Source organism: Desulfuromonas acetoxidans DSM 684, assembly GCF_000167355.1.
Classification (GTDB): domain Bacteria; phylum Desulfobacterota; class Desulfuromonadia; order Desulfuromonadales; family Desulfuromonadaceae; genus Desulfuromonas; species Desulfuromonas acetoxidans.
This window is the reverse complement of the sequence record NZ_AAEW02000001.1, coordinates 80536-107342: the sequence shown is the minus strand read 5'-3', so window position 1 is coordinate 107342 and position 26807 is coordinate 80536. Positions and strand designations below refer to the sequence as shown.

General features: G+C 53.4%; 27 protein-coding genes. 13 read left to right on the top strand and 14 right to left on the bottom strand.

The window, feature by feature from the left end:
- Positions 1-12 precede the first annotated feature (12 nt).
- The 3 genes from DACE_RS00475 to DACE_RS16875 are packed head-to-tail and all read left to right on the top strand — an operon-like array spanning position 13 to position 3123.
- Positions 13-945, top strand: a complete 933-nt coding sequence (locus tag DACE_RS00475) for a diguanylate cyclase (RefSeq protein WP_005997452.1) — start codon at positions 13-15, stop codon at positions 943-945.
- Positions 942-1970: a chemotaxis-specific protein-glutamate methyltransferase CheB gene (gene cheB / locus DACE_RS00470; protein WP_005997451.1), complete on the top strand. Its 1029-nt coding sequence runs from the start codon at positions 942-944 to the stop codon at positions 1968-1970. Before DACE_RS00475 ends, cheB begins: the two co-directional genes overlap by 4 nt.
- 40 nt (positions 1971-2010) lie before the next feature.
- Positions 2011-3123, top strand: a complete 1113-nt coding sequence (locus DACE_RS16875) for a diguanylate cyclase (protein ID WP_005997450.1) — start codon at positions 2011-2013, stop codon at positions 3121-3123.
- 46 nt (positions 3124-3169) lie between these two features.
- Here the strand turns inward: DACE_RS16875 and DACE_RS00460 are convergent, their stop codons facing one another.
- Positions 3170-3661 carry an FKBP-type peptidyl-prolyl cis-trans isomerase gene (locus tag DACE_RS00460; RefSeq protein ID WP_005997447.1) on the bottom strand — a complete coding sequence of 164 codons (492 nt, stop codon included), beginning with the start codon at positions 3659-3661 and terminating at the stop codon, positions 3170-3172.
- 108 nt (positions 3662-3769) lie between these two features.
- Here DACE_RS00460 and DACE_RS00455 point away from each other — a divergent pair, with 108 nt between their 5' ends.
- The 3 genes from DACE_RS00455 to DACE_RS00445 all read left to right on the top strand — a co-directional run bounded on the left by DACE_RS00455 (position 3770) and on the right by DACE_RS00445 (position 8290).
- The gene (locus tag DACE_RS00455) at positions 3770-4132 is read left to right on the top strand and encodes a hypothetical protein (RefSeq protein ID WP_005997445.1); all 363 of its coding nucleotides are present in this window, start codon (positions 3770-3772) and stop codon (positions 4130-4132) included.
- A gap of 134 nt (positions 4133-4266) precedes the next feature.
- Positions 4267-7269: a DUF5714 domain-containing protein gene (locus tag DACE_RS00450; RefSeq protein WP_005997443.1), complete on the top strand. Its 3003-nt coding sequence runs from the start codon at positions 4267-4269 to the stop codon at positions 7267-7269.
- 109 nt (positions 7270-7378) lie between these two features.
- A complete protein-coding gene (locus DACE_RS00445; RefSeq protein WP_005997441.1) occupies positions 7379-8290 on the top strand; it encodes a hypothetical protein in 912 nt (303 codons plus the stop codon).
- Positions 8291-8437: 147 nt separating this feature from the next.
- Here the strand turns inward: DACE_RS00445 and DACE_RS16870 are convergent, their stop codons facing one another.
- The 8 genes from DACE_RS16870 to DACE_RS18025 form a co-directional block, all read right to left on the bottom strand.
- Positions 8438-10132 (bottom strand): diguanylate cyclase domain-containing protein, encoded by a 1695-nt coding sequence (locus DACE_RS16870; RefSeq protein ID WP_005997438.1) that lies wholly within the window; start codon positions 10130-10132, stop codon positions 8438-8440.
- A 97-nt stretch (positions 10133-10229) separates the two neighbouring features.
- A complete protein-coding gene (locus tag DACE_RS00435) occupies positions 10230-10442 on the bottom strand; it encodes an RNA-binding S4 domain-containing protein (protein ID WP_005997436.1) in 213 nt (70 codons plus the stop codon).
- Complete coding sequence (locus DACE_RS00430; protein WP_005997434.1) at positions 10433-10732, bottom strand: YciI family protein; 300 nt, start codon at positions 10730-10732, stop codon at positions 10433-10435. Before DACE_RS00430 ends, DACE_RS00435 begins: the two co-directional genes overlap by 10 nt.
- Positions 10733-10749: 17 nt before the next feature.
- A complete protein-coding gene (locus DACE_RS00425; protein WP_005997432.1) occupies positions 10750-11040 on the bottom strand; it encodes a hypothetical protein in 291 nt (96 codons plus the stop codon).
- Positions 11041-11068: 28 nt separating this feature from the next.
- A complete protein-coding gene (locus DACE_RS00420; RefSeq protein ID WP_005997430.1) occupies positions 11069-11764 on the bottom strand; it encodes an SDR family NAD(P)-dependent oxidoreductase in 696 nt (231 codons plus the stop codon).
- Between the two features lie 636 nt (positions 11765-12400).
- Complete coding sequence (locus DACE_RS00415; RefSeq protein WP_005997427.1) at positions 12401-15202, bottom strand: hsp70 family protein; 2802 nt, start codon at positions 15200-15202, stop codon at positions 12401-12403.
- A gap of 91 nt (positions 15203-15293) precedes the next feature.
- Positions 15294-15923 carry a DUF2760 domain-containing protein gene (locus DACE_RS00410; protein ID WP_005997425.1) on the bottom strand — a complete coding sequence of 210 codons (630 nt, stop codon included), beginning with the start codon at positions 15921-15923 and terminating at the stop codon, positions 15294-15296.
- Positions 15924-16196: 273 nt separating this feature from the next.
- The gene (locus DACE_RS18025; RefSeq protein WP_155808918.1) at positions 16197-16337 is read right to left on the bottom strand and encodes a hypothetical protein; all 141 of its coding nucleotides are present in this window, start codon (positions 16335-16337) and stop codon (positions 16197-16199) included.
- A gap of 688 nt (positions 16338-17025) precedes the next feature.
- Between DACE_RS18025 and DACE_RS00405 the strand changes: the two genes are divergently transcribed.
- Genes DACE_RS00405 through DACE_RS00380 form a run of 6 tightly spaced genes read left to right on the top strand, consistent with a single transcriptional unit; the run spans position 17026 to position 20952 of the window.
- Complete coding sequence (locus tag DACE_RS00405; RefSeq protein ID WP_005997423.1) at positions 17026-17811, top strand: MlaE family ABC transporter permease; 786 nt, start codon at positions 17026-17028, stop codon at positions 17809-17811.
- Positions 17812-17823: 12 nt separating this feature from the next.
- Positions 17824-18621 (top strand): ABC transporter ATP-binding protein, encoded by a 798-nt coding sequence (locus DACE_RS00400; protein WP_005997420.1) that lies wholly within the window; start codon positions 17824-17826, stop codon positions 18619-18621.
- On the top strand, positions 18608-19054 hold the full coding sequence (gene mlaD / locus DACE_RS00395) for an outer membrane lipid asymmetry maintenance protein MlaD (RefSeq protein ID WP_005997418.1): 447 nt from the start codon (positions 18608-18610) through the stop codon (positions 19052-19054). Before DACE_RS00400 ends, mlaD begins: the two co-directional genes overlap by 14 nt.
- Positions 19055-19096: 42 nt before the next feature.
- Positions 19097-19834, top strand: coding sequence for an MlaA family lipoprotein (locus tag DACE_RS00390; protein WP_005997415.1), 738 nt, complete (start codon positions 19097-19099; stop codon positions 19832-19834).
- A gap of 27 nt (positions 19835-19861) precedes the next feature.
- Complete coding sequence (locus DACE_RS00385) at positions 19862-20485, top strand: MlaC/ttg2D family ABC transporter substrate-binding protein (RefSeq protein WP_162013573.1); 624 nt, start codon at positions 19862-19864, stop codon at positions 20483-20485.
- Complete coding sequence (locus DACE_RS00380) at positions 20482-20952, top strand: Crp/Fnr family transcriptional regulator (RefSeq protein ID WP_005997411.1); 471 nt, start codon at positions 20482-20484, stop codon at positions 20950-20952. The genes DACE_RS00385 and DACE_RS00380 overlap by 4 nt, the downstream gene beginning before the upstream one ends.
- Positions 20953-21030: 78 nt before the next feature.
- Here DACE_RS00380 and DACE_RS00375 read toward each other — a convergent pair whose 3' ends face one another.
- The 3 genes from DACE_RS00375 to DACE_RS00365 all read right to left on the bottom strand — a co-directional run bounded on the left by DACE_RS00375 (position 21031) and on the right by DACE_RS00365 (position 24668).
- On the bottom strand, positions 21031-22689 hold the full coding sequence (locus DACE_RS00375) for a sensor domain-containing diguanylate cyclase (RefSeq protein ID WP_162013572.1): 1659 nt from the start codon (positions 22687-22689) through the stop codon (positions 21031-21033).
- A gap of 118 nt (positions 22690-22807) precedes the next feature.
- On the bottom strand, positions 22808-23326 hold the full coding sequence (gene dcd, locus DACE_RS00370; protein ID WP_005997409.1) for a dCTP deaminase: 519 nt from the start codon (positions 23324-23326) through the stop codon (positions 22808-22810).
- Between the two features lie 34 nt (positions 23327-23360).
- Entirely contained in the window at positions 23361-24668 is a 1308-nt protein-coding gene (locus DACE_RS00365; RefSeq protein WP_040365803.1) for a M23 family metallopeptidase, read from the bottom strand.
- Positions 24669-24949: 281 nt separating this feature from the next.
- Between DACE_RS00365 and DACE_RS00360 the strand changes: the two genes are divergently transcribed.
- A complete protein-coding gene (locus DACE_RS00360; protein WP_005997407.1) occupies positions 24950-25264 on the top strand; it encodes a hypothetical protein in 315 nt (104 codons plus the stop codon).
- A 14-nt stretch (positions 25265-25278) separates the two neighbouring features.
- Here DACE_RS00360 and DACE_RS00355 read toward each other — a convergent pair whose 3' ends face one another.
- Both DACE_RS00355 and miaA read right to left on the bottom strand, forming a co-directional pair.
- Positions 25279-25665 carry a PilZ domain-containing protein gene (locus tag DACE_RS00355; protein ID WP_005997406.1) on the bottom strand — a complete coding sequence of 129 codons (387 nt, stop codon included), beginning with the start codon at positions 25663-25665 and terminating at the stop codon, positions 25279-25281.
- A gap of 9 nt (positions 25666-25674) precedes the next feature.
- Positions 25675-26604 (bottom strand): tRNA (adenosine(37)-N6)-dimethylallyltransferase MiaA, encoded by a 930-nt coding sequence (miaA, locus tag DACE_RS00350; protein WP_040365836.1) that lies wholly within the window; start codon positions 26602-26604, stop codon positions 25675-25677.
- Positions 26605-26807: the final 203 nt, after the last annotated feature.

The following is a 26807-nucleotide window of genomic DNA, read 5'->3' as shown; positions in this document are numbered from 1 at the left end:
AACGGGGAACACATGCAGCAGCAGTTCAAAGTGTTATTGGTTGAGGACAGCCGTACTCAGGCGTTACGATTTCAGTTTATGCTGGAAGCGCACGGCTTTGATGCGGTGGTGGTCAGTAATGGCCGTGAAGCCCTTGATCGCCTCAAACAGGAATATTTTCCGATCATTATCACCGACTGGGTGATGCCGGAGATGGATGGTGTGGAGCTGTGTCAGGCCATCCGCAGCCGAAAGTTCGATGGCTATGTGTTTATCTTCCTCGTCACCTCCAAGGACGATCCCGATGATATTGTCGCCGGTCTGCAGGCCGGTGCCGACGATTACCTGACCAAACCGGTCTCTGAGCTGGAATTGATGGCACGCCTCAATACGGCCAAGCGGGTGATCGATCTTGAACGTTCCCTGAAAAAGCGCAATGAAGAGGTGCTCCATCTGTCGGTGACCGATGCTCTGACAGAAGTGCACAATCGCAGTTATTTCAATACCCAGTGTCCGTCGTTTATCGCCCGTGCCGTGCGCTCACGCCAGCCGGTTTCCTGTATGATCTGCGATGTCGATCATTTTAAAAAGGTCAATGATACCTTCGGCCATCTGGCCGGTGATCGGGTGTTGCAGGATTTTGCCGTCTGTTTGAAGCAACAGGTGCGTCAGGGCTTCGATTTGCTGGTGCGTTACGGTGGTGAAGAGTTCGTCGTTATTTTATCCGATACTGACAGCGACAAGGCTCTGGCCGTTGCCGAGCGGATGCGCCAGTCCATTGAACAGTTATCCATCCCTTGGGAGGATCAGACCATCGCTCTCACCGCCAGTTTTGGTGTTGTCAGCTATCTGCCTGAGTCCATGGAGCATCTGCTCAGTGTTGAACAGTTGATGGCGGCGGCGGATGAAGCGCTTTATGCGGCCAAGGAAGCTGGACGCAACTGTGTTCGGCGGGTGACGTTATGATCCGGGTGTTGATTGCCGAAGACTCTGCCTCTTCTCGCGCTTATCTCAAGTTTATTGTCGATTCCGCTGAGGATATGGAAGTGGTGGCCGTCGCTGAAAACGGTGAGCAGGCCGCGGAACTGACCAGCCGTCTGCGTCCCGATGTCGTGGCCATGGATATCCATATGCCGGTTCTTGATGGTTGCAGCGCCACGCGCCAGATCATGGCCAGTTGTCCGACGCCGGTGGTTATTGTCAGCAGTCTGGTCAATGGCAGCGCGTCTCAGGAGACTTTTCGGATTCTCGAAGCTGGTGCCGTGGCTGCGGTGCCTAAACCGAGTGGCCCCAAAAGCAAAGCGGCGGTAGAAGATCGCGATAAACTGTTGCGTACCCTGCGTCAGGTGGCCGGTCTGGATGTTTGCGCTCCCCCGCAACCTTCCGCAACACAAACTGTAGAGTCCTCTGACAAAAAAGCCACCTGCCGTTACAAGCTGGTGGTGGTCGGTGCTTCCACCGGTGGCCCGGTGGCTCTGCAGAATATGCTGCGTCAGATACCGGCCAGTTTCCCGTTGCCGATCCTGGTGGTTCAGCATATTTCTCCCGGTTTTGTTCCGGGGATGGTACAGTGGCTGCAAAACGGCTGTGCCCTCTCTTTATGTGTGGCTGAGAACGGTCAGAGCATCAAACCGGGTGTCGTGTATTTTGCCCCGGATGATGTGCATATGGGCGTAACATCTGCAGGACGGATTGTCCTTAAAGAGGGGCCGATGATGCACAGTGTGCGTCCGGCGGTTTCCTATCTGTTCCAGTCTGCAGCCCGTGCTTACGGTGGAGATGTGGTTGGGGTTCTGATGACCGGGATGGGGCGTGATGGGGCGGCGGAATTGTTGACGTTGCAGCAACAGGGCGCTGTAACACTGCTTCAGGATAAAGAGAGTTGTGTGGTATACGGCATGCCTGGAGAAGCGGAACAGCTCGGCGCCGGGAACTATAAACTTTGTCCGGAGCGGATTGGCCAGCAGTTGATTCACCTGTGTTGTCGTTAGCCGCGAGCGCGAGATTCTTTTTGATGTTAAAGGTAGGGTTATGAGTTTATTGCAGGCCAGAAATGTCGATATCCTGGTCGTTGAAGACAGTTATACCCAGGCATTGAAACTGGAGCAACTGTTTGAAGAAGAGGGCCTGAGTGTTGCCTGTGCCGATGGCGCTTCGCGGGCTCTGTTGTGGCTGGAGAACTATCGTCCGGCGCTGATTATCAGTGATGTGGTGATGCCTGATATGGATGGCTTTGAGCTGTGCCGCCAGATCAAGGGGCATGTGGAAACCCGTCATGTGCCGGTGGTGTTGTTGACGCGACTTTCCGAACCTGAAGATATCGTTCGTGGGTTGGAATGCGGTGCCGATCACTTTGTCACCAAGCCGTTTGACTGCAGCCTGCTGGTTTCTCAGGTGCACAATATTCTGTTGAATCAGAAGATTCGCAGCCAGCAACGTAACGATGACGGGGTGGAGATCTATTTTGCCGGCAAGAAACATGTGATCAACTCGGAGCGATCACAGATTCTCGACTTGCTGCTGTCCACCTACGAAGGGGCGTTGCAGCAAAAGCGTGAGCTGGAGCGGATGAACGAGCAGCTTAACGAAGCGCTCGACACCATCAAAAAACGCAATGCCGAGATTGCCGAGCTGGCGGTGCGCGATTCCTTGACCGGCAGTTTCAACCGTGGCTACTTCAACGAGACGTTCCCCGGTGCGATACGCCGCGCGCAACGCTATCAGCAGAGTTTGTCGTTGATCATGTGTGATATCGATCATTTCAAGTTGATCAACGACCATTACGGTCACCAAACCGGCGACCGGGTGATCAAGAGTGTCGCACAGGGGTTGGCCCAATCCCTGCGTCAGGGGGTTGACTGGCTGGCCCGCTATGGCGGTGAAGAGTTTGTGATTGTTCTTCCGGAAACCAATCTGGAGGGGGCGTTGGTGGTGGCTGAACGGATGCGGCGTAGTATTGCCGATCAGGAGATTGCCTGTGATCCTCAGAGCATCCGATTGACGGCCAGCTTTGGCGTGGCCGGATGTGATCCGGAACACGCCAGTATGCTGACGGGCAATGGCATGATTGCCGCGGCAGATCGTTGTCTGTATCAGGCCAAGAAAGAAGGGCGCAACTGCTGCTGCTCAAAAAATCTCAAGTAGCAACAGTCGCTTGGCGGCAAATCGATGCCACTGAACATATCCGCTGTTATTGCAGTACGTCCGGTCGGCCCAGGATCTCGTCGAGGGGGTTGTTTTCGACGACTTTTTTCGGCGTGATCTCCTCAACGTGAATCTCAAAGGTCAACTCTTTGCCAGCCAACGGGTGATTGGCGTCCAGAGTTATTTCCTCTTCCGTGGCTGCGGCCACCATCACATAAAACAGAGAACCGTCTTTATTGGTCACCTCGATCTGACTTCCCACTTTGTAGTGGATGTTGTCCGGCAGGCTGCTGCGATCGAGTGTTTCGATCAGAGATTTCTTGGTCGGGCCATAAGCTTTTTCTGCCGGGATGATGACGGTTTTGGTTTCGCCGCGCACCATGCCGACGACCGCATCGTCGAAGCCTTCAATGACCTCCTGCTTGCCGATAATGAATGACAACGGATCCTTGTCCGTCGAGGTGTCAAAAACGGTTCCGTCACTCAGGGTGCCGGTATAATGAACTTTGATGGTATCGCCTTTTTTTGCCACAAACATGAATTAAATCCTTTCGTAAAATGACGTGTTTCTGAGACTATGAGGATTTGCCGGGCATGTCAATGGCCGGAGTGTCTTTTTGTATACAATTCAATGATGGAGGAGCGCATGACTGTACAACAGCTTCACGAGAAAATTGAGCAACAACGTCAACCGGAACATGATTTTATCGCCTGGACAGAGCCTGGTCACAGTTCAGACCAGGTGGAACTGCTCGACTACTTTCTCTGCCATCGCCTTGAGAAGATTGATAAAATTGAGACCTTCACCCTGATGACACTTGAGGATCTCTGGCAGAGATTGCAATCATTGCAAGGCGATAAACTCAGCCGTCATTGGCGCAAAAAAGTTGAAGTGATGGACTGGCAGGTGACCGAGGCGAATGGCCGCGAGCGCGTGCGCAGCTGTAGTTATCGCCCTGAAGGGGTGCTGGCTGTTTATGAGGAAATTCTTGCCCGGCAAACGCCTTAACGCGTCAATCCCGGACTTGAGTTTTTTGACCCATTGGTGATACAGTCCTCGGCGAATCCAATAATGCCCATAATACTATCCGATTTGTGGAGGGCCGACCGAGGATCACTCGGCCGACACCAGTGTTTTACGTTATGAGTTTTGACCATTCTTTATGGCAGCGGTTTGAGCACCGCTCCTGCCCGATTTATCTTCGCGACGATCAACCGGCCTGGTTTGTTCCTAATCGGGCTGGTGATGCCTTGCTTCAGCAGTTACGGACGGGGAGTCTTGATGTCGACACGCCCCGCGTCCAGCGTTTTCTCAATCGCCTGCCGGATGCCGTGGTCAGCCCCTATCCGGGACGTGGCGCCTTGCTCGCAGCCGATCATCTTCGCGAATTGTGGTTGCATATCACAAACCGTTGTAACTTGAGCTGTCGCCATTGTCTGTTTACTTCCGGACCCAACAGCCAGGACGAACTGGCAACAGGCGAGATTATCCGCCGGGTGGATGAGGCGTCCGAGCTGGGCTGCCGGGTGTTTGCCCTGACCGGTGGTGAACCATTTGTTCATCCCGACTTTGCCGACATTGTCCGGCACATCCTCAACACGCCCAGCCACCATGTGGCGGTGCTCACCAACGGCATGACCCTGAGCCACCAGCTCAATGGTATTGACTGGGATCTCAGTCGTTTTCATTTGCAGATCAGTGTCGATGGGTTGCCCGAGCGACACGATCATCTACGTGGTGATGGTATGTTTTCCCGTCTCCAACAACAACTCGAGTGGTTGCGTGACAATCAGTTCCCATTTACGTTGTCGATGTGTGTAGAACAGGACAATGTTGCCGATATGGCGGACGTGGTCGATCTGGCGGCGGATTGTGGCGCAGGTAATGTTCACTTCATGTGGTACTTCGTGCGTGGTCGCGCTGCATCGGCGCAGGTGCCGTCCGTTGAGACCATTCATCATTATCTCAATCAGGCCGCAGCGCGGGCACACCAGCGCGGTATAAGCATCGACAACCTTGATGCCCTGAAAACCCAGATCTTTGCCCCCTCTGGAACCATTCATGACGGCAGTGGCAGTGGCTGGGAATCTGCGGCCATCGGGCCGGACGGCCAGCTCTATCCCTCTGCGGCCCTGGTTGGTGTTGACGCTCTCAAAACCCCCCTGAGCGGTTCTCTGCAACAGGCTTGGAAGAACAGCAGTGTGCTCGATGCGATTCGCCACAGCAGCTGTCGTGACTGGGCTTCGCCGTGGCGTTATCTGCTTGGTGGCGGCGATATTGACCACAGTTACATTCACGCTGAGACCTTTGTTGGCGATGATCCCTATCTGCCGCTCTATGAGCAGATGGCCCTCGACCTGATTGTCGAGGCCACAGGTCGGCTCCCCGAGCGCGACGAGCCGGGGCTGCGTCTCAAAATGGGCGATATGCTGGAGAGCTGTGGTGCCCATGGCAAGGTGGCATTGCTCCATTCCAACTGCCTGCTGTCGCTCACCCATGAAGACAGTCGCAGTGTGGTCAAAGATTTCTACAGCGAAGCCGTTGGCGATAAAAACGAAGATATTCTCAATCCGGTGTGCTACGAACCGGCCATGATCGATCATATCCCGCCCGCCTATCGCTTCCGCGGTTACGGTTGCGGTAGCCCGGTGCTCGATGCCGAGATTCAGGGCGGGGAGACCATCCTTGACTTGGGCTGCGGCAGTGGCGTGGAGTGTTTTCTTGCCGCACGTCTTACCGGTCACAAAGGGCGGGTAATTGGCGTTGACATGCTTGATCCCATGCTCGACCTGGCCCGCAAGGGTGCGGTGGGTGTAGCTGAAAACCTCGGCTATAACAATCTCGACTTTCGCAAAGGGTACCTCGAACAACTGCCGGTGGCATCAGACAGTATTGACCTGATTCTATCCAACTGCGTTCTCAACCTTTCAGCGGATAAACGCCTGCTGTTCAACGAAATTTTCCGTGTGTTAAAGCCGGGAGGTCGTCTGGTGGTGGCCGATGTGGTGTGTGAAAAAGAACCCGATGCCGCTATTCGCAACGATGAAGTGTTGCGCGGCGAATGCATTGCCGGTGCCCTGACCCAGAAAGATCTGGTTGGCCTGCTCAATGAGAGTGGCTTTGAAGGGGTGATGTGTAACAAACGGGTGCCCTACCGCCGCGTCCAGGACCATTCGTTCTTCTCGCTGACTTTCAGTGCCCGCAAGCCCGAACAGGATCAGGCGTTGGTGCGGGTGATGTACCCCGGCCCGTTCCCCAGTATCCGGCTGCCCGATGGGCGGATTCTGGTGCCGGGACAGATCGATGAGATTCCTGTTCCCCTGGCCCGTAGTGCCGGAGCTCAACTTTATCAGCTTGATGATGATGGTCATGTGACCAACATAACTTTTACCATGAGCTGCAATTGCGCCATCACTCCTGAAATTCCCGACGATGCCGTGGATGATGTGCCGGTGTCACGTCAGCAAAGCGGCTGCATGGTCTGTGGTGCGCCGCTCAACTATGAAGTGGTGTTCACGCGTTATCAATGCAGTTATTGCGGACGCCATTTTGACGCCTCGGCGTGTTGCGAGCAGGGTCATTATGTGTGTGATGCCTGTCACAGTGAAGATGCGTTGGCCGTCATCGAAACCATGTGCCGTCACAGCCGGGAAACCGATATGTTCAAACTGTTTCATCAGTTGCGTCAGCACCCGGCGGTTCCGCTCCATGGTCCGGAATACCATGCTCTGGTGCCGGCGGTGATCCTGACCTGTTACCGCAATATTGGTGGCAAGATGGGAGAATCGCTGCTGGAGGCGGGTTTGAGTCGTGGAGCGCAGGTGATCGGCGGCAGTTGCGCGTACAACGGTGCATGCGGTGCCGCTGTTGGTGTGGGGATCGCCTTTAGTCTGATTCTCGAAGCCAATCCGCTCAAGGGCGACCAACGACAGGTGGTGCAAAACGTGGTGCAACAGGTGCTGGCGGATCTTGCGGAATTCAAAGCGGCGCGCTGCTGCAACCGTGACTGCGTGGTGTCGTTGCAAAAAGCCGCTGAATTGTCTCAGCAGTATCTGCCTTTACCCCTCGTTGCCGCAGAATGGCTGCCTTGTGATCAACATGTGCGCAATCAGGAGTGTCTCGGTGCGGAATGTCCGTTGTTCTGATCGGATAAAAAGTGATTTAATCGAGCGGTATTGACCGCTGCGTCTTGCAAAAAGAGCCGGGTATTTTAAGATTGATTACTGGAATAAACTCATACCATGGAGGTTGTTGATGCGTTTGTTGACTCGGTCCGATTTTGACGGGATCGCCTGTGCCGCTCTGCTCAAAGAGCTTGGGGTGATCGATCATATGGAGTACGCCCACCCCAAAGACCTGCAGGATGGCAAAATTGCAGTGACCAAGGATGATGTTTTAGCCAATGTGCCCTATGTTCCCGGTTGCGGGCTGTGGTTTGATCACCATTCCAGTGAGCGGGAACGGTTGGCCCTTGAGGGGCAATACGAAGGGCGCAGTGAGCAGGCCCCCAGTGCTGCCCGGGTGATTTACGATTATTATCAGGATGCCCGGTTAAACAAATTTGACGAGATGCTCGAATATGTCGATCGTGTCGATTCCGCCGATCTGACCGAAGAAGAGATCCTCAACCCGACAGGTTGGGTGCTGCTCGGGTTCATTTGCGATCCGCGCACCGGTCTGGGCTATCATAAAAGCTTTACCATCAGTAATCTGCAGTTGATGAAAAACCTGATGGAAGCGTTACGTACCCAAAGCATCAAAGAGATCATGGCCGGTTCCGATATTCAGGAGCGGGTCAAGCTCTATTTCGAAAATGATGCCCGCTGCAAGGAGTTCCTCAAAACGCATACCCAGGTTGATGGTCCGGTGGCGATCACCGATGCTCGTGGCTTGAGCGATCTGCCGCCGGGGAATCGGTTTCTTGTTTATTCCATGTTTCCCGAAACAAATATTTCCATTCGGCTGATTGACGGACGTGGTAAGGAATTTGTTGCGATCTCTGTTGGCTACAGTATTCTCAATCGCACGTCCATGGTCGATGTCGGTTCTCTGATGCTTAAATACGGCGGCGGCGGTCATCGAGCCGTTGGCACCTGCCAGGTGGCCTATGCTGATGCGGATCGGGTCCTTAAGGAGTTGGTGGAGGCGATAAAAGAGCAGGGCTGACCAAACGGATAAAAGGGAGCGTAACGCTATGGAACGCCATGAGTCGGAGAGACTCATGGCGTTTTTTTGTTATGCAATCAATCTTTTCCGTTAACTCGCCACCAAAACCCCTGGGAGGGGCTCCACTCGCCATATTTTACCGATCAGCTAATCGCAGATCGTGTACGTGTTGCGCCCGGAACGTTTGGCGTCATACATGGCACCATCGGCGCACTTGAGCAGGTCGTCGATCGTGGTGCCATGTTGTGGGTAGAAACACAGGCCGACACTGGCTGACGTATTGATGATTTCAGTGTTCAACGTGATGGGCTTACGAATTGATTCAATAAGTTGTTCAAGAAGGATGACGGCACTGTCGCGATCTTTGAGGTCGCGCAGGATGAGAAGAAATTCGTCGCCACCGATGCGGGCAACCGTATCGGATTCGCGTACGCAACCCATTAAGCGTTTGGCAACGACTTTGAGCAGCATGTCGCCGGCCGCATGACCATAGGAATCATTGACGCTTTTAAACAGATCCAGGTCAAGAAAGGCGATGGCACCGTGGCTGTTTTCCCGTTCACATTGGAGCAATGCCTGGCTCAATCGGTCATGAAACAGGGTGCGGTTTGGCAGGCCAGTCAGTGCATCATAGTACGCCAGTTTGCGGATTTGCGCTTCCTGTTGTTTGTTTTCGGTGATATTGCGGGCAACCCGGACCACCTGAACCGGTGTGTTGTTGGCATTGTTGATTGGTGACGCAGATACGTCAAAGTAACTGATGGTGTCACCGGTGGTGCGAAAGCGCTCTTTGCGGCAGGGTTGCTTGGTACTGGCAGCGATCATGCCGGGGCAGCTTTTTGCGGAGTCATTGTCGAGACTCTGACAGCGTGTGACCTCATGACACAGGTGACCGATGGCTTCACTGTAGGTGACATTGTGCATGTCAAGAAATGCTTGGTTGGCAGCAACAATCTTCGAGGACTCACAGTCAATGACAGACACGGCATCGCTGATGTTGCTGAGGATGGCTGAGGAGAATTCATGGGACTTGAGGATTTCTGCTTCCCGCTCGGCAATTGCTGCCGACATCTGATTCATGGACAGGATCACATCGTCCAATTCATCATTGCCGCCGACACTGACAGCCGCGTCATAGTTGCCTGAACCGGTATTTTGTGAAATGGCACGCAGTGTGTTGAGCTTGCGATGAATCAGGCGACGGAACAGCCATATGGTTGTAAATCCACACAGTGCCAGGCTGGCCAGCAGAATAATCAGAGCCATGTTTTGGCGCTGCAGCGTTTGCACGCGTAGATGCTCGGCCGACAGGGTGATGCTTAACACCCCATTCAGGTCACCGTCTTTCACCGTGGTGTTGGGATGGCAGGTGTTGCAATAGGCGTGGAAATAGGTGGGAGAAAAATATTGGTAATAGAGCTGATCCTCTTTGACGGTCGGCTCAAACAGTTCCTCGGCCTGCGGGTGGGTGGCGAAAAAATCTAGGGCCCGTTTCTCCGGGCGGGTTGCCTTGGCCAGTTTGTTGACCGGGACTGTGGTGATGCTGCGAAAACGGATGGAATTATCCGGTGAAAGTTCTGCCAGTTTCTCCGAGATTTTTCGCATGGTGTGCGATGGCAGAAAAACCTGAGTTTGCTGATTAACCGAAAAATCGCTGGCGAGAAATTCGCTGTGATAGACAAGTCGGCTAGCGCGAATGAGGCGGTCCAGGGAACGGGCCTGGCTGAGGATGGTCTGTTCCATAGCTTTTTCGCTGTGACGATGGTCCGTGATAAAAAACAGCACGAAAAAAGCGCCGAACAGGAGAAAAACCGGAACCAGGAATTTAAATTGAAGTTTCACGGCAACTCCAACATCTCATGAATCAATTGCAGCAACAATTGGCCCCGACCAATGAATATTTCATTTATTGAAACACGAAGTGCAGTGAAAGACAATTCTATTTCACATCAATCTGTTCGCCGGAAAACTCCACCACTTGTCCGCTGCGAATTTTACACCGTTTGCGCGATTCGACCTGGCCGTCGACACGGACTTCACCGTCTTCGATCAGGCGTTTGGCCAGCCCGCCGCTATGACACAAGCCGGTGACTTTCAGTAGATTGTTCAGCTCGATGTAGTCATGGCCTTCAAGGTCAAAGACTAATGACATGGTGGCTCCTTGAGGTTGTCAAACTCCGCCAGGGTCATGGTCGGATTGAATTCGATGATGTTGGCACGTGCCACTTGGTTTTTGACAAACGGATCCAGAGCGACAACCTGCTCAATGGTTTCACGATTGTCGGCACGTGCGAGGATGATGCCGCCGGTGCGGGGCACTTTGCGTCCAGAGGCGATAAAACGGTTTTGCTTATACTGGCTGTCGAGAAAATCGAGATGCGCCTTCATGAAAAAGTCGATTTCATCGAGCGGGCGGATGTACGTCAATTCAATAATAAACATGGGGGGCTCCTGTTGGGCTACATCTGCTCACCGAGCAGCAGGGTAAACATCGGGGTGATGGCCTGCAATGTGTAACGCGGATAACGGAATTTCTCCTGACAGCATTTTTTCAGGCGGTAGTATTCCGAGGGATCTTGTTTCTTGCCTTTGGCGTCTTTCCAGCGGCCGTGGAAGTAACGGACAATCTCTTTGCCGTTAATCTGGCCACGGATAAAGATCACTTCGTCTCCTTCGGTTTCCCAACTGATTTTAACTTGATAGGAGGTGCCGAGCCAGTTGACGGTTTGTGTCATGGTGTCGCGAGTCATAAAGCTCCTTTGCTGGTCCACTTGGGTCTCAGCGGGGGAAGGCACCGTTATTAATGTCGATGCAGGTGCCGTTGATGTAATCGGGGCTGTCGGTTCCCAGCCAGAACAGGGTACGAGCCACTTCCGAAGCTGTTGCAAAACGACCGCTGTACACGGCGGCCTTGATCGCTTTTTTACGCGGCTCGGGAATCACTTCGAGCATGTCGGTTTCCACCGGGCCGGGAGCGACAGCATTGATGATAATGCCCTGACCGCCCAGTTGTTTGGCAAAACTTTTGGTGGCATTGATCAGTCCGGCTTTGCTGATGCCGTACCAGATGTCGGGATGGCCGATCTGGCCGGCGATTGACGCATTGTTGACGATCCGTCCGCCACCGCGCTGGATCATGCCACGGCTGACTTCACGGATCAAGGCCACGGGTGCCTCAATGTTCAATTTCATCAGTGTGGCGGCTTTGTCGGCCGGATAGTTGTCATAGGGCAGAGAAAACATCACTCCGGCATTGTTGATTAGCACGTCGATAGTCGGCAGTTGTTTGATCAACGCCGGGATCTGGTCGATCTGGCATAAATCAAACGGGTGCAGGGTCAGGTTGGGATGATCCTCCACGAGTTCAGTTGAGCGAGCGATCACTGTGACCCGGTAGCCAGCGGCGAGAAACAGGCGACTGCATTCGAGACCGATCCCTTTGTTGCCTCCGGTGATCAGTACGTGTGGTGTCATGCTTTCCTCCGTTCTTGTTTTGGGGCGACGATCAAGGTCTTAAGGTCAAGGTCGCCGGGACTCGCCCCGGCAGGCGACATCCTTTTGACTTGCCGCTCAAAAGGATGCAAAAACCGGCTGAACTTCTCCTGAACCTAGGTTAACCGACAATGAGTTTGTTTCCGTTTTGTTTCACAGATTCGGTTCGTCGCCCTTTAGGTCGACGAATTGTGCATTTCTTCAATTATGGCGTAAAACAGTTGATAACTGTCTTACGCCTCAGTCAATTTTCCCCGTGGCACTTATAAAACGGGTGGCCGGTGCCCACCCTGCGGCAGAGGGTTGTTTAGCACTCAAGCCCTCCCGTTCAGCAGCGCCGAACGAAGAGAACGGTCATCGCGATGATTGTCGGCAACCTGTTTGAGGACTGATGCCGACTGGGCGAGTTTTACCGACATCGCGGTGTTAGTGAACGCAGTGAGGGAACCCGCAGGGTGCAATGGTCGGGAGTCGATTTTGCGCCCCTTTTGTCGATGCAAAAGGGGCCCGACGTGTGGGCGCGGAAGCCCACGTCACGTGCGTACCAAGCTGCGTAAATGGAAGAAGCTCGATAGGGTGACGTCTCGTCGTTGTTTAGGGGCCTCTTTGAGCTCTGGCCTAAGGTGCCCCAATCAAAATCAGCCCCGCAGGCAACGCCTCCCCAAACTGCACCTCACGATCATCATCGCTCAACGGCACAAAATGAGCAACCTGATCAATGGCCAACTTATCCGCTTTTGATTCGCGCAGTTTGGCAACAATGAGCTGGCGTTCGCTGTTGTCGAGGTCAATGTCACGCTGATCTGTACAGCGTGCCGCCATGGCAAACAGGCCACTCAGCCCTTTCCATGGCTCCTCACGCCAGTTCTTATCTTTCACCTTGTCGAACAGGGTTGTCACTTCACGCGGGTGGACAATGCGATCCACTCCCGCATACAGAGGAGTGCGGCTGAGCAGGCGACTGAGCGCCCAAATATAGGGGGATTTGTGGCGAATCTTCTCCTTGAGCAGGCAGGTGGCAAAGCGCTGAATCAGCTCCACCTTGATCTGCGGGGAGATCCGTTCCAGGGCGGCGGCCAGATAAACCATCTCCGGCATGGGGTCACCACTGGATCGCAGCACCGGCAGGATTTTATCGAGGACCTGTTGTTGACGTGCTGCGTTGAGGCCACCGGCGACACGGCGCCACAGCAGGTACCAGTGGCTCTGGCTGCGTTTTTCCTTGGGAAACGCCATGCCGAGGGTCCAGGCTCGCCACAGTTCCTCCATGCGCGACTCATCGTGTTGAACGCCGTATCCCGGTCGCAGTGTGAATCCGGCCAGATACAGCCAAGCCACTTCGTGGTCAAGGCTGCGTGATTTTCGGGTCATGCCAGCGCCAAGCTCCGGCCACAGGGTTCGCAGGGTGACGCTGTTCCACTGGTCGCGCTCGCCAAGTTGCTTTTCCAGTGACTTGATCAGTTGTTTGGCCGGAATGTCCGGCAGGTCGGTGCGCTTTTTCTTGCCGTAGATTGCGGTGATATACGGCATGGCCTGTTCACAGTGTGGATCGGCGTTAAATTCCGTGGTGCGAGGCGTGGATTCCTGCTGCTCGTCCACCCCTTTGCGCAGGTTAAAGTCGAGACGCCAGCGGCCATTGTCCTGCTGATCGACACAATAGAGTTGCAGCAGGCCCAGTTCATTGAGAGAGGCTTCCAGGCTGACGCGTAACCGGTTGTTGGCCGGCGTCGGATACTCCGGCGGCAGATGGATGGCGGTTTGCAGGGGCGGCAGGGCATGAAATTCCCGGTTATTCCAGTCGAGAACCGTGCCGGCCCGATCCTGGTTGCGTTTTGAGGCATACCAGCATTGAAAACGGGCCGGTTGGTTGACCAGCAGGTCAAAGGAGGTTGCGTCGATGCGCACTGTCTGGCCTGCTTCAAGCCCTTTGGGCAGGATGCACACTAATGACCGTTCCTTTTTCTTGCGCCCATGAACCACTTCAAGGTATAGGGCATGGGCATGGCCACCGCGAATGCGGCTTTCCTGTTCATTCTGGCGCAGAATCCAGCCGTAGCGCGCTGCGCCGCGGGCGACGGCCATGGAGATCGATTCGTTGTGCAGCACGACCGGCGGTTGTTCGGGTTGCCAGGAGCGGATCAGGTCGTGAAGACGCTCACGCAGCAGCACGGGGGTCACGGTTCCGCCGTTGAACAGCACGGCATCGATGGGTTGTCCATCGACAAATTCGGCCAGATGATGGGAGATGGCCGAATCTTCGGCATACGGCAGGCCCCACTCTTTGTGGTCCTGTTGTGAACGGACCGGGCGCTGGCTGCTTGAACATTGAGGGAAGAACCCGTCGAGGATGGTGCGCTGAATCTCTTCGGCCTTTACTCGTGTTGACAGGGTGGATGCGAACAGCCCGGAACCGGAACCGGTCAGTGTTATCGTAAATGTCTGATCTGCGGCGACCTGGCTGTGCTGTTCCTCACCGCCGAGGATGCGCTCCTTGAGGTCGCGAGCCTGAGCCAGTAATTGATTCCATTGCCGCCCGGTCAGCTTTTTCCCGGGCTTCACCAGACGTGATTCCAGCGTGTGTGCCAGACTCAGGTCGATGTTGTCACCGCCCAGCAACAGATGGTCGCTGACGGCGAGTCGTTCCAGGGCCAGACCGGTGCGGGCCTGCTTGTCGGTGCGCACGTCAAACAGACTCAGGTCGGTGGTGCCGCCGCCGATGTCACATACCAAAATGCGCAGACTGCTGCGTGGGCTTTGTTCGAGAAGGTCGTGAAGCTGACTGAGGTTTTGGTCGCGCCCCAACCAGAAATAAAAGGCTGCCTGCGGCTCTTCGATCAGACGCAGTGTTTTTGGGTAGCCGGCGTGCTTAGCCGCTTTGAGGGTCAGCTCCTGGGCCACTTCGTCAAAGGAGGCCGGAACCGTGATGACGATATCCTGTCCGTCGAAATCACTGTTCTGCTGATTGGCCATGCGTCGTTGCCAGATCTCTTTGAGCCAGCGCAGGTAAAGGGCGCTGGCTTGTACCGGAGAGCATTTATCCGTTTCGGCGATCTCTTCCGATTGCCAGGGTAGAATCGCTGCTGTGCGATCGATATCGGCATGGCATAACCATGATTTAGCCGAATGGATGACACGACCGGGGCTGAAGGCCATCTGCTGACGTGCATAGATCCCGGCGATCCAACCGCTAATCGGTTCGGGCACCGCATCGCCGGTAGCGCTGAATTGGGGGCGCTCAGATGTTGTCGGAGTGTAAGCAAACGACGGCAGCGCCGGGTTTTCGATGCGGGTGGTGGCACTGTCCCACTGGTTGATGGCGAGAACTTGTGAGCCGCGTTGCGATTGCTGACGATCGACGTAAGACAACACACAGTTGGTGGTGCCAAGGTCAATGCCAATGCAGTAACGAGGTTGAGTCATGACGCGATCCCTCTACCTGGATTGCCGTATGGATAGGATGGGTTGTGAATAGCGGCATGGTGCCGCTGTTCACAGCTTTAACGTATTTGCGCTAGTGGGTGACTTCCACCTCGGCTGGAGCAATGATCTCCTTGAGGCTGGGGGCGTCAGCGACATCGGCCATTTGCGGACGGTTGATCAAGGCGGTTTTCCAGCCACGATGCAGCACCTGACCTTCGTAGGGTGGTTGGTCGGGAACCTGGCCGGTCAAACGGTACTGGCTGCTGTCGTAATTCTCTTCCAGGCGGATCTCTTCCATCTCCTCGCCATCGTAAACCGGTGCAATGGTGAAGTAGTCGGCAACAACGTCACAGCATCCCTGGTGGACAATGCGGGCTGCCGCGCCCACTGATTCGTTGTCATAGGCGGAGATGTCGTCCATGACAAAGTCGATCAGGCGTCCCTTCTCCTGGAGGCGCGCCATGAGTTGGACAACAGCGGCATCGCAGTCATCACTGCTGTCATATTGGACCGCGGCAGCAGGTTGGGGTACCTCGACAGGTTCCGGTTCGGGCTGCTGCTCAGGGCGATTGTTCTTGCTCAGTTTGAGCAACGACTGCACCAGTTGCAGCAGCAACAGGGCCAGTGCGGCCATCTGCATCGACGGTTGGAATTGAACGGGGACTTCGGCGTAGAACAACGTGCTGAGGACAGCAATCGTGAAAAGCGTTAATACGGGCATGGTGAGGGCTCCTTGAGGACAGATACGATCAGCATTTCAAATCGCTTACTCTAACATTGGCGGGGGGCTGTTTTGAATCCCTTAAATGCGCTTTGGGGCGTTTTCTTCTCTGAGGGGGAGGTGAAGGGATAGGTGCAGGCAAAAAAAATGCAGCACACCTGAATCAGGTGTAGCTGCTTATATTTTTAATCGCCCAATGCGTGAAGTGGTTATCGTCCAGTGGACGCAGGCCGGGCGAACAGTGCTGTATCAGCGTTGGATACGGGAGGTGCCTTATTGTTCGATGATCACTTCTATCGCATTCATGCGATAGTTGTACGGCTTCCCGGTGTCAATTCCAAGCTCTTTGAGCAATTTTGCAACCGTGTTGGGTTTCTTGCCAATGATTTTTTTTAAGGGAATGGTAATTGACATGGCGCGTCCTCCTTTCTTCAGATTTGTTTTGCTAAATATAACCGAAAAGGTTATTCTTGTCAAATTCGCTGTTGATAACTCTGTCGATAACTGTTGAAAAACTGTTATTCGATTACGGTTATGTTAAGCAGTAACCGAGCCAACTTGTTCAGTGAAGCATGTTTTTATTTCTAAGTTACTGTTATTATAATGTAACTCTTTCCGTGATGGTTGTTTTGCTGTACGATTAGTTTGTTTTTATGTTGTCCAAAAACAGGACGTCACGTGTTATGACTGAACTTTTTTTTCGCAAATTGGCCAACATGCCTTGTTTTGCGTCTGTTTTTCATTTCGACCATGAGGTGGGAAAAGTTTACTTTTTTTGTCGAAATTGTTGGCGCAACGTTGTGGGAAAAACTTTTTGACTTCTGTTTGTTGTCTTCGATAAACACGGGCAAATAGCCCTCGACAAGGCTTGAGTACAGGTATTACTATAGAAGTTTGATTTTTCGGGTTTATTGCAACACCCCTTCCAGGGGCTCGGCGCACATACTTTTGAAAAAATGATTTTCAAAGTGCTTATAAATCCGCCGGGGTGTAAACGAATCCGATTTTTTGATCGCCCATCCATGGGCTCTATGCGCCTTTTAGCAAGAGGCTCTTTTCTTATTAAATCGGGGAAGTTGTCCCCTGGGAGCTTTTAGTTTCTATGAGATTTGTTGCACTACTCGGGCATCACACGTTGCACTTCTTGGAAACTGCCGGGCGGTTCGGCATGTTCCTGCTCGTTTCCGTTTATTCCATGATCAAGCCTCCCTACAAGGTGAAGCCGATCGTGCGTCAGATCCATTTCATTGGTGCTAACTCGCTGTTTGTCATCCTGTTCACCGGCCTGTTCACGGGAATGGTTCTGGGACTGCAAGGCTACTACACTCTGGCGAAATTCGGCTCGGTGGGATTTCTCGGTGGGGCGGTGGCGCTGAGCCTGATTCGCGAACTGGGTCCGGTATTAGCGGCTCTGATGGTGATCGGCCGTGCCGGTTCGGCCATTTGCGCTGAAGTGGGTATCATGCGCAACAGTGAACAGATCGATGCGTTGGAATGTATGGCCATTGATCCGATCAGCTATCTGATTGTTCCCAAACTGGTAGCCGGTCTCATCGCCATGCCGTTGTTGACGGCGATTTTCGATGTCATTGGCATTTTCGGTGGCTTTATGATCGGCGTGCAGTTGTTTGATGTCAGTGCCGGGTCGTATTTTCAGGGCATGTATTCCAGCGTGGTGTGGCTTGATATTGAAATGGGCCTGGTTAAATCGCTGGTGTTCGGTCTCCTGCTGGTCTGGATTTGCGCCGCCAAAGGCTTTTATCTCCACCTCGAACGCGGGGGTGGTTTTGGTGCCGAAGGGGTCAGTCGCACCACCACCAGTGCAGTGGTTCTCGCCTCGGTCTCTGTTCTGGTGTGGGATTACCTGATCAGTGCGATTTTGTTGTAAGGGAGTGATGCAATGACGACAGAGCGCGAAATTGTTATTGAACTGAATCAGGTTGAAAAGTCTTTTGGCGAACAGAAGGTCCTCGATGGCGTGACCCTGCAGGTGAAAGCCGGAACCACCACCGTTATTGTTGGCGCCAGCGGCCAGGGCAAAAGCGTCATCCTCAAACACATGCTGGGTCTGATGAAGCCTGATGCCGGCGAAGTGAGGGTATTCGGTGAGGATCTCAGCAGGGCCAATAAACACAAGCTGCGTCAGATTCGCAGTTATTTTGGGGTGTTGTTTCAAAATGTCGCTCTGTTTGATTCCATGTCCGTGTATGACAATGTGGCCCTGCCGCTGCGTGAACGCACCCATGATAACGAAGCGGAGATTCGTGACAACGTTGAAGAAAAGCTCGCTTTGATGGGGTTGGAGGGGCATGGCAATAAGTTTCCCGCACAACTCAGCGGCGGTATGCAGAAACGTGTCGGTCTGGCTCGGGCTCTGGTTCTCAATCCGAAGGTGGTGTTTTTTGATGAACCGACCACCGGTCTAGATGTCAGCAAAAGTAACGAAATTTACCGGTTGTTCTTTGAAACCCAGGCACGACTCAATTACACCGCTGTTATTGTCAGTCATGATGTGCCGAAGATTTTTAAATTATCCGACTATGTGGCTCTGATGGCCGAGGGGCAGTTGCAGGGATGTATGTCCCCGGAAGCTTTTCAGCTTTCTGATAACCCGCTGATTCGCTCGTTTGTGACCGAAACCATGGGGCCCATTTACAGTAGTGAAACGGAGGAGTCTCTGCTCTATGAAACGCTTTAACCTGGAGATCGTTGTTGGTCTTTTTATGTTGTTGGGCTTTGCCAGCGTGGTCTATCTGTCGGTCAAGCTGGGCGATGTCTCCTTGTTTGATAACGACCATTACCGGGTCAAGGCGCGTTTTGGATCCGTGTCCGGGCTGAAACTCGGAGCCAGTGTCCAGATCGGTGGTGTTGATATCGGCAAAGTGGCGACCATCTCGCTGGACCCGAAAAGTTATGATGCCGTGGTCGCGCTGGATATCAAAAACGGCATCGAATTGCAGGATGACTGTATCGCCTCGGTGCGCACGTCAGGCATTATCGGTGATCGCTATATCAGCATTCTGCCGGGTGGTTCCCCGATGGTGATTGAGGAGGGTGGCGAAATTTTTGAAACAGAATCGGCCATTAACCTCGAAGAGTTATTAAGCAAATATATTTTTGAAAATAATTAGCGGTTACCACACGTGACCGTGTGCATGTTTAAGGTGAATCGAATGAAACGAATGGTGGCTATTTTTTTGCTCATGATGTTGTTGCTGGCTACTGCAACGGTTGTTGTCGCGGCGGAAGAACAACCGCCACCGCCGTTGGATTTGTACGGTGATCTCTACGGTGATGACCTCGCTGAGCCGCCTACCGGTGATCCGCTGGAAGTGGTTAACCGGGGGGTGTTCTGGTTTAACGATAAGATGTATTTTTATCTGCTTAAGCCGGTTGCGCGCGGTTTTCGCGTTGTTCCCGAGCCTGCTCGTGTCGGCCTGGGCAATATGCTTGACAATATCAAATCACCGATCCGGGCGGCTAACGCGCTGTTGCAGTTGAAGTTCAAGGACTGTGGTACAGAACTGGGACGTCTGGTGGTCAATACGACGTTGGGTATTTTCGGTTATTACGATGCCGCGGATATCATCTGGTCCATCAAGAAGAAAGATGAAGATTTTGGCCAGACCCTGGGCTATTATGGGGTGGAAGAGGGCTTCTATCTGGTCTTGCCCTTTTTCGGATCATCGACACTGCGGGATGGCTTGTCGCTGTTCCCGGATATGTATGTCGATCCGGTGTTCTGGACAGTGCGCCAGGAAGCCGCCTGGGGGATCAAAGGAACCGATGTGGTTAATCGCATCTCCCTGGATAAGGATACCTACGAGAGTATTATCGAAGAGCAACTTGATCCCTACCTGTTTGTGCGTGACGCCTATCTGCAAAACCGCGCCGCCGATGTTGAGGAGTAGGGTGATCCCAGTTTGATGAGGATGAAAATGATAAAATATATCGCGTGTTTGATTCTTTGTAGCGTGCTTGTCGGTGGCGTTGCTGTGGCGCAACCCGGCCCGGTCAGTCCTCGGGTTGAAGTGCAGACCACGGTGGATGCCATTCTGAACCAGTTGCGTACGTTGCCTGCCGACAGCACGCAACGTCGTCAAACCATCAGTGATCTGATCCGTGAACAGTTCGATTTTGAGCTGATGTCCCAGGGAGCTCTGGGGCGTAGTTGGCAGTCGGCTAACACCGAACAGCGCCGGAAGTTTATCGAACTGTTTACCGGGCTGCTCGAAGAGACCTATCTTGGCCGGATTCAGTCCTATACCAACGAGAAAATCAGTTATGGTGAGGAGGAGATTCGCCAGAATCGGGCCGTGGTTGAAACGGTGATCCATACCGCGTCGGTGGAGATCCCCATCTCCTACAAGTTGTTTTTGCAGAACAACGACTGGCAGGTGTATGATGTTATCATTGAAAAGGTCAGTCTGATCCGCAACTACCGCAGCAGCTATGCCACCATTCTGCGTCGCAAAGGGATGGACGGTCTGCTTGAGGAGATGAAGGAGAAACTCGACAGTCTGCATCAACGTGCCGATGTCGCGCAGAAGGATGCCGCATGATTCTCGCCACCCCTGATGATCAATGCCTGCGGATGAAACGGGAGTTTCGTTTCTTCCACTTTCTCGATGAGCAGGACGTGTCCCTGCTGTCGCCCTATTTTGAATGCCGTAAGCTGCAACAGGGCGATAATCTGTGGCTTGAGGGTGATCGCAGCAGTTTTGTTGCTTTTATTGTCGATGGTCGCATTGAAACCAAAAAAGAGACTGAATTTCGCGGTAAGCAGGTGGTGGTGGGTGTTTACAGCCATGAATCGCTGATCGGTATTGTCAGCATCCTGTCCAATGAACCGCGACCGGTGACGGCAACCGCGTTGGAGGAAAGCCATCTGCTGTTGTTGCATAAGGCCAAGTTTGATGAGATCAATCAGAACTACCCGGAACTGGGCGGTAAGTTGATGAAGGGGATGTTGTTCTGTCTGTCGATGCGCTTGCGCCAATCCTACGAACGTTTGGCGTCGATTTTTTAATACGCCGATCAATTTGAGACATAAAAAAAGGCGTCGTCAGACGCCTTTTTTTATTCTCTTGTTGTCCACTCAAACTGCTTACTCCGAACGTTTTTGGGTGATCGGCCACAGGTCGAGACTCTCCTGATCCAGATCCTCTGAAATCGTGTAAAACTCAAGACCGCTGCCGTTTTTCTTGGCGCGATACATGGCGGTATCTGCCTGATTGAGCAGGGTGTCACTGTCGAGTGTGTCGAGGGGATAGAGGCTGATCCCCAAGCTGGAGGTGACCCGCACCTGTTGCCGGGCTACGGTGATCGGTTGATTGATCCGGCTGAGAATCTTTGAGGCGATGGGCTGAATCAAGTCCTGATGTTCCAGATCTTCAAGTATAACCACAAACTCATCTCCGGCCAGCCGCGCAGCCGTATCACTGGCACGGATGGTTTTCTCCAGCCGCTCGGCGATACAGGTCAGAACCCGGTCTCCGGCGTCATGACCGAAAGAGTCGTTGATGGATTTAAAATGGTCGAGATCAAAAAAACATAGCGCCAGCAAGGTATTGTTCCGCTGTGCTTTATGGAGAGCATGCTGCAGACGGTCGCGAAACAGAATACGATTGGGTAATCCGGTCAGCGGATCGTGGTGGGCCAGGTGTTGCAGGCGTTTCTCGATCGCTTTGTGTTCTGAAACATCGTGAATAATACATTGTGCCAAATGGCGGCCCGACACATGGACTGTGGTGCGGCTAATGTCAACGATGTGTTGCTGGCCGTGGCGGCTGATCAGTAGCATGTCACGAATCAGTCCCTTGTCCTGGCAGGGGATCGATCCGCCATCAGGATTCTTCAGTAACTGACAGCGCTCCATACCCATCAGCTCCTTCATGCTGTAACCGCTGAGGTCGCTGGCATGGAGGTTGGCATCAATGATACGGTCGTCCTGTTTATCGACGATCAGGATAGCATCACTGGCATTTTTCATCAGCTCGCGATACAGCACTTCCGAGTTGTGCAGTTGCTGACAGAGATCGTAAATCTCCTCTTCGGCTTTTTTGCGTGCGGTAATATTAACACTGGTACCGATTACGCGCTGCGCCGTTCCTTCATCAGTGCAGTCCGTCACCCGTGCCCGGGTGCGTAACCAGATGTAGTCTTCCCAGGCATGTTTGAAGCGGATTTCGCAATCGAGTTTACTTACACTGCCATCGAACAGTTTTTTTAAGGTGTTTTTGAACACCGGTCGATCCTCGGGATGGATCCGTTTCAGCATCATGCGCACCGAGCGAATGGTGTCGTGAGGCAGTCCGAGAAGGTTGGTCCACTCCTCTGAGCAGAACAGTCTCCTGGTGGAGCCCTCCCAGTCCCATACGGCAAAAGAGTTGTATAGCGCCTGCTGCCAGCGTTGGGCCTGGCGAGCCTCTTGCTGTGTTTGGGCATGTTGGTTGATCAGGTGCTGAAAGGTTTGTTGGATGCCGTGCAGGGTCTGCTGGGTCAGGGATGTTTGTTGCGTGGCCGGAGTGACGCTGAGCATCACGCTGCCTTTGTTGGGCCAAGCCAGGTGAAGCGTGGCTTGTTGCCGGTGGCTGTTGACGCACAGGGCGTCTTGTGGAGGTGCATTGTCTTGAAACTCAAGACGAACAGACTTAAGGCCAAAGGACAGACAGAGCTGTTCCAGTTCGCGAAAAGCCTTTTGAGTAAAATCGGGCCATCCTGAAGACGAGATCAGGTGCCCCTCACCATGTCTCAATCGTTCCACACTACATTTCATCTGCATTAAACCAAAAAAAGAGGGACGGTTACATCCGTCAAGAATATCCCTGGTCGTGTGATCTGTCCATGAGAAAAATCTATTTTTTAGGCAGTTACAGCCGCTGTCAGGAGAAATCGCGGTGGAGCAGACTAGGTTGAATTCCTGTATTATTCTGGTATTTACCACTGTTGTAGACAGTGTGGTCGCCTTCAATGGTGTGATAAAAAATTTGGCAGATTTCGACACCGGCATAAATACGGATGGGGTGGATGCAGAAAATTTCCAGCGTCCAATAACCGCTGAATCCGACATCGCCAAATCCGGCGGTGACATGGACAAACAAGCCCAGTCGGCCGATAGAGGAACGACCTTCAAGCATGGGGACAAGATTGTGGGTGGTGGTGTGCTCGACCGTACGGCCCAGGTAGAGGCGGCCGGCCTCAAGGACCAGCCCCTCTTCAGGGATTATCAAAGACTGCGTCTGCGGTGGTTGTTTCATGTCGAGAACCGGATCGTTATAGATCATCAGTTCGTCATGCAGACGCAGGTTGTAGCTGTTGGGATTAAGCTGCTGCGGGCGGAACGGATCAATCAGAATGTCACAGCCGAGACGTCGTTCAATCTCTTTTCCCGATAAAATCATGAGCCGTTCCCCCTTTTCATTGATGGTTGAGGCTTTAGCGTTTGGTTAAATCCAGCTTGCTGGTGATGTTGTTGGTCACCCAGTTGTGATCCCACCATTCGATGGGATTGACCGGAATGCCGGAGATGACAATGCCGAAATGGAGATGGTCGCCACCGGCCAACCCGGTTGCCCCGGTCTTGGCGATGATCTGGCCGCGTTCCACCTGGTCACCCACCTGAACATCCATGCGGCTGAGGTGGGCATAAAGACTCTGCAGGCCGAGGCCGTGGTCGATGATGATGCACTGGCCGTAAATACCCATGAAGTCGGCAAAGACCACCCGTCCGGTGTTGCTGGCCGGCACGTCGGCCCGGGCAATGGAGGCCAGGTCGATGCCGAGGTGGGTCTGGTTGTCAATCTTGTTGCCGTTGTAGATGTAAGCCCGACGGTCACCGAACATGGCCCGGTTGGCTGCGTTCGGCTGACGCAGGAATGATTTTGTCCAGACAAATTGTGTTGCCGTATCGTGACCGATATCGCGCAGCCGCGCCCGGTTCTTGGGACGCAGCTCGCGGTTGACTTTTAGAAACACGTCCAAAGGCGTTGCGGCGTCGGGAAACAGGTGCTGGAATTGCGGCATCTTGCGATTGAGAAATCCGTCACTTATGCCGATCTTATCCGAGCGGAAATTCTTGCGATTGAGGTGGTAATAAAAACCACCCATACCGATGTTCTCAGCCTGGTCTTCAGCGATGAGACGCGGAACCTCTTCGCTGTCGACATTATAGGGAAAAGCGAACAGACACAGATAGACACCTGATGGTTGCTCATAGCCGGGGAAAAACGCCTCGCCGATCTGAATGCCGCTACGGGTGACCGGCTCGGAAACCGAATAGGCGATCAGTCCGGCGCCGCCTTGGTTAAGGTTGTGCGCGACACTGTGCACCGAAATGATCGGCGGACGGCTGTCGCGAGTCAGACTGATGGTGGCCGTGGCGATGTTGCCTTTACCGAAGTGGTAGATGGCCCGGTCAGCGGCGGTGATCTCAACGGTGAGTGGTCCGTCTTCCAGCAGGAGATTGCCCATGGGGAGTTGTTCCCGGACCTGGAAGGTTTCCAGAGGATAGTCTTTTTTCAGAACCGGAATCTCCTTGCCCTGCTGGAGAATCTTCACTTCAACGCGAGCCAGACCACTGGTCGCATCATCTAACGTTAGGGTGAGGACCGAATTTTTCTGAATGGAACCGGCCGGCGGGTCGAGGCTTAGCTCCGGTGCTGCTGTATCACGAAAATAATAATAGCCGCCACCGATCAATGCAGCGACAATGATGAGCATGAAAAAAGACTTGAGTGTTTTCAATGGGATCCTCGTAGGTTAACAGCTTCAGGCCCGCATGGGGCCGGGGTTTCGGATGCTTTGTCGGTTGATAATCTAGCAGATTTTAACGTCGGACGAAACCGGTAAGCCGCAAACAGAGGCGAATAACGCCCCTTTTGGATTCGCCGGAAGGTATGTATAATGGAAAACTGTTGCCGTAAAAACGGTGGTCGTTTTTCGATCTGATGCACTGATTCAGGGTGTGTCCAGAAAATGAATCCCGTCATCCGCGTTGTTGCAGGGTGATTGGCAAAGGAGAGCCGGTGGCTTTTAACAGTGGACAGGCGTTTAAAGAGATGACCGAAGCGGCGCAGGCCAGTGCTGATGAGCGCTGGGGCGCACTCGAGCAGCCCTTTGCCAATGTCATGGAGGCGCAGCGCGATGCGTTACGCGAGTTGGCGACGGAGTGGTTTCATCAGGAGATGAGCGACAAGGTGCTCGATGAGCGCTTAAAGGTGTTGCGTGAGCACTTTGTTGAAGCACTTGTGGTGGATTCTTCAGCCGGTCGTGCCGTGTGCGATAAAGCCGTACAAGCCGCCCTCAATTGTTTCTGGGAGTCTTTAATGGCTGGTCTGTAGGCCGCGTCTAAGGTTTAATCCCTCTCATCGTTATCCGCCTGTTGGGCCTTGGCCCAGGTGTCAATCTCCTGCTTATCCTCTTCCGATAGATCAATAAAGCGCAGTCCCATGCCCGGCTCATAGGGGCTCTTGGGAGAATAGCTGCGTTTCCATACCGTTTCACACTGACAGCGTACATCGCGGTTGATCGGTTCCGGCAGCGGAATTTCGATCTGAAAGCGGCTACCCGGATCCGCCGGATTTACGGTGGAGATAAACAATCCGCTGCAACTGAGGTTGGTCGAATAGCCAAAAAAGGCTTTTTCACCATCATCAAGGCGAATACGTTTGATCATCAGCGGCGCACGCAACTTGGCTCGCTGGTCTGCCGTTGGCTGCTCCGGTTGCTCCTGATCTTTCATGTTGACTCCTTACCTGCTGTCCCGTTCAGGACTCTCGTTATCGCGGCTGATGATCTCCATCATCTGCGCCAACGGTTGTTGATCCCCTTGTAGCCAGTGAATGGTGCAGCCACGCTTTTCCATCCGGCGGAACCACGTTTCCTGCCGTTTGGCAAACTTGTGGATGGCGCTGTTGAGCTTTTGCACCATGTCGTTGCGATTCAGCTTGCCCTGCAGATGTTGGGCAATAAAACGGTACTCGAGACCGTAAAATTCCAGAGTTTCCCAGGCGGTTCCCTGTTCGTGAAGCCGGGCCACTTCGTCGATCATCCCTTCATCCAGTCGCTGCTTGAGCCGTGCGGTGATCCGTTTGCGAATCACACTGCGCTCCCAGTGTAATCCAAACACCAGCGGCTGCAATTTCTCCAACACCGGATGCGGCTCGGCTGGTGGTGCGCTGGCAATCTCAATCGCACGGATGGTGCGCTCGCGCTCCTGCAGATCGGTGTCGTTGTGTTGATTCGGGGCCAGTTGCACCAGCCGGTCACGTAATTGCTCATCGTCGAGCGGTTCCAGTTCCTGACGCAGGGCGTCATTATGCGGTACTTGGGCCAGACGGTAATCGCCGAGCACTGCATCGAGGTACAGGCCGGTGCCGCCGCACAACAGCGGCAGGTGTCCGCGTTGTTCAATAGTTTCAAACGCTTGACAGAAGCGCTGTTGAAACTCAAACACGTTGAACTCGTATCCCGGATCAACAATATCAATCAGATGGTACGGGATCTCCTCGTACTCCGCCAGATCTTTGCCGGTCCCGAGATCCATGCCCCGATAGACCTGACGCGAGTCCGCTGAGATGATCTCCGCCTGAAGCAGGCGGGCGGCCTCCACAGCCAGTCGGGTCTTGCCGGTGGCCGTTGCGCCGAGCAGAACGACCAGATTTGTTGCTGACGATGTCATAAATGAATCCGAGAGAATGAAATTTTTTTCTTTCGAGTCTTTTGCAAAAAGGCTCATGGAGCCTATGGATGGGCGACCAAAACAGTCGGCTCCGTTTACAATCCGGCGATTTTGTGAGCTTTGGAAAATGACATTTTTTCAAAGTGTGTTTGCAAAAAGCTATGGACGGTTTTTACAATAGCCCCTCACTATAGTCTGAAAAC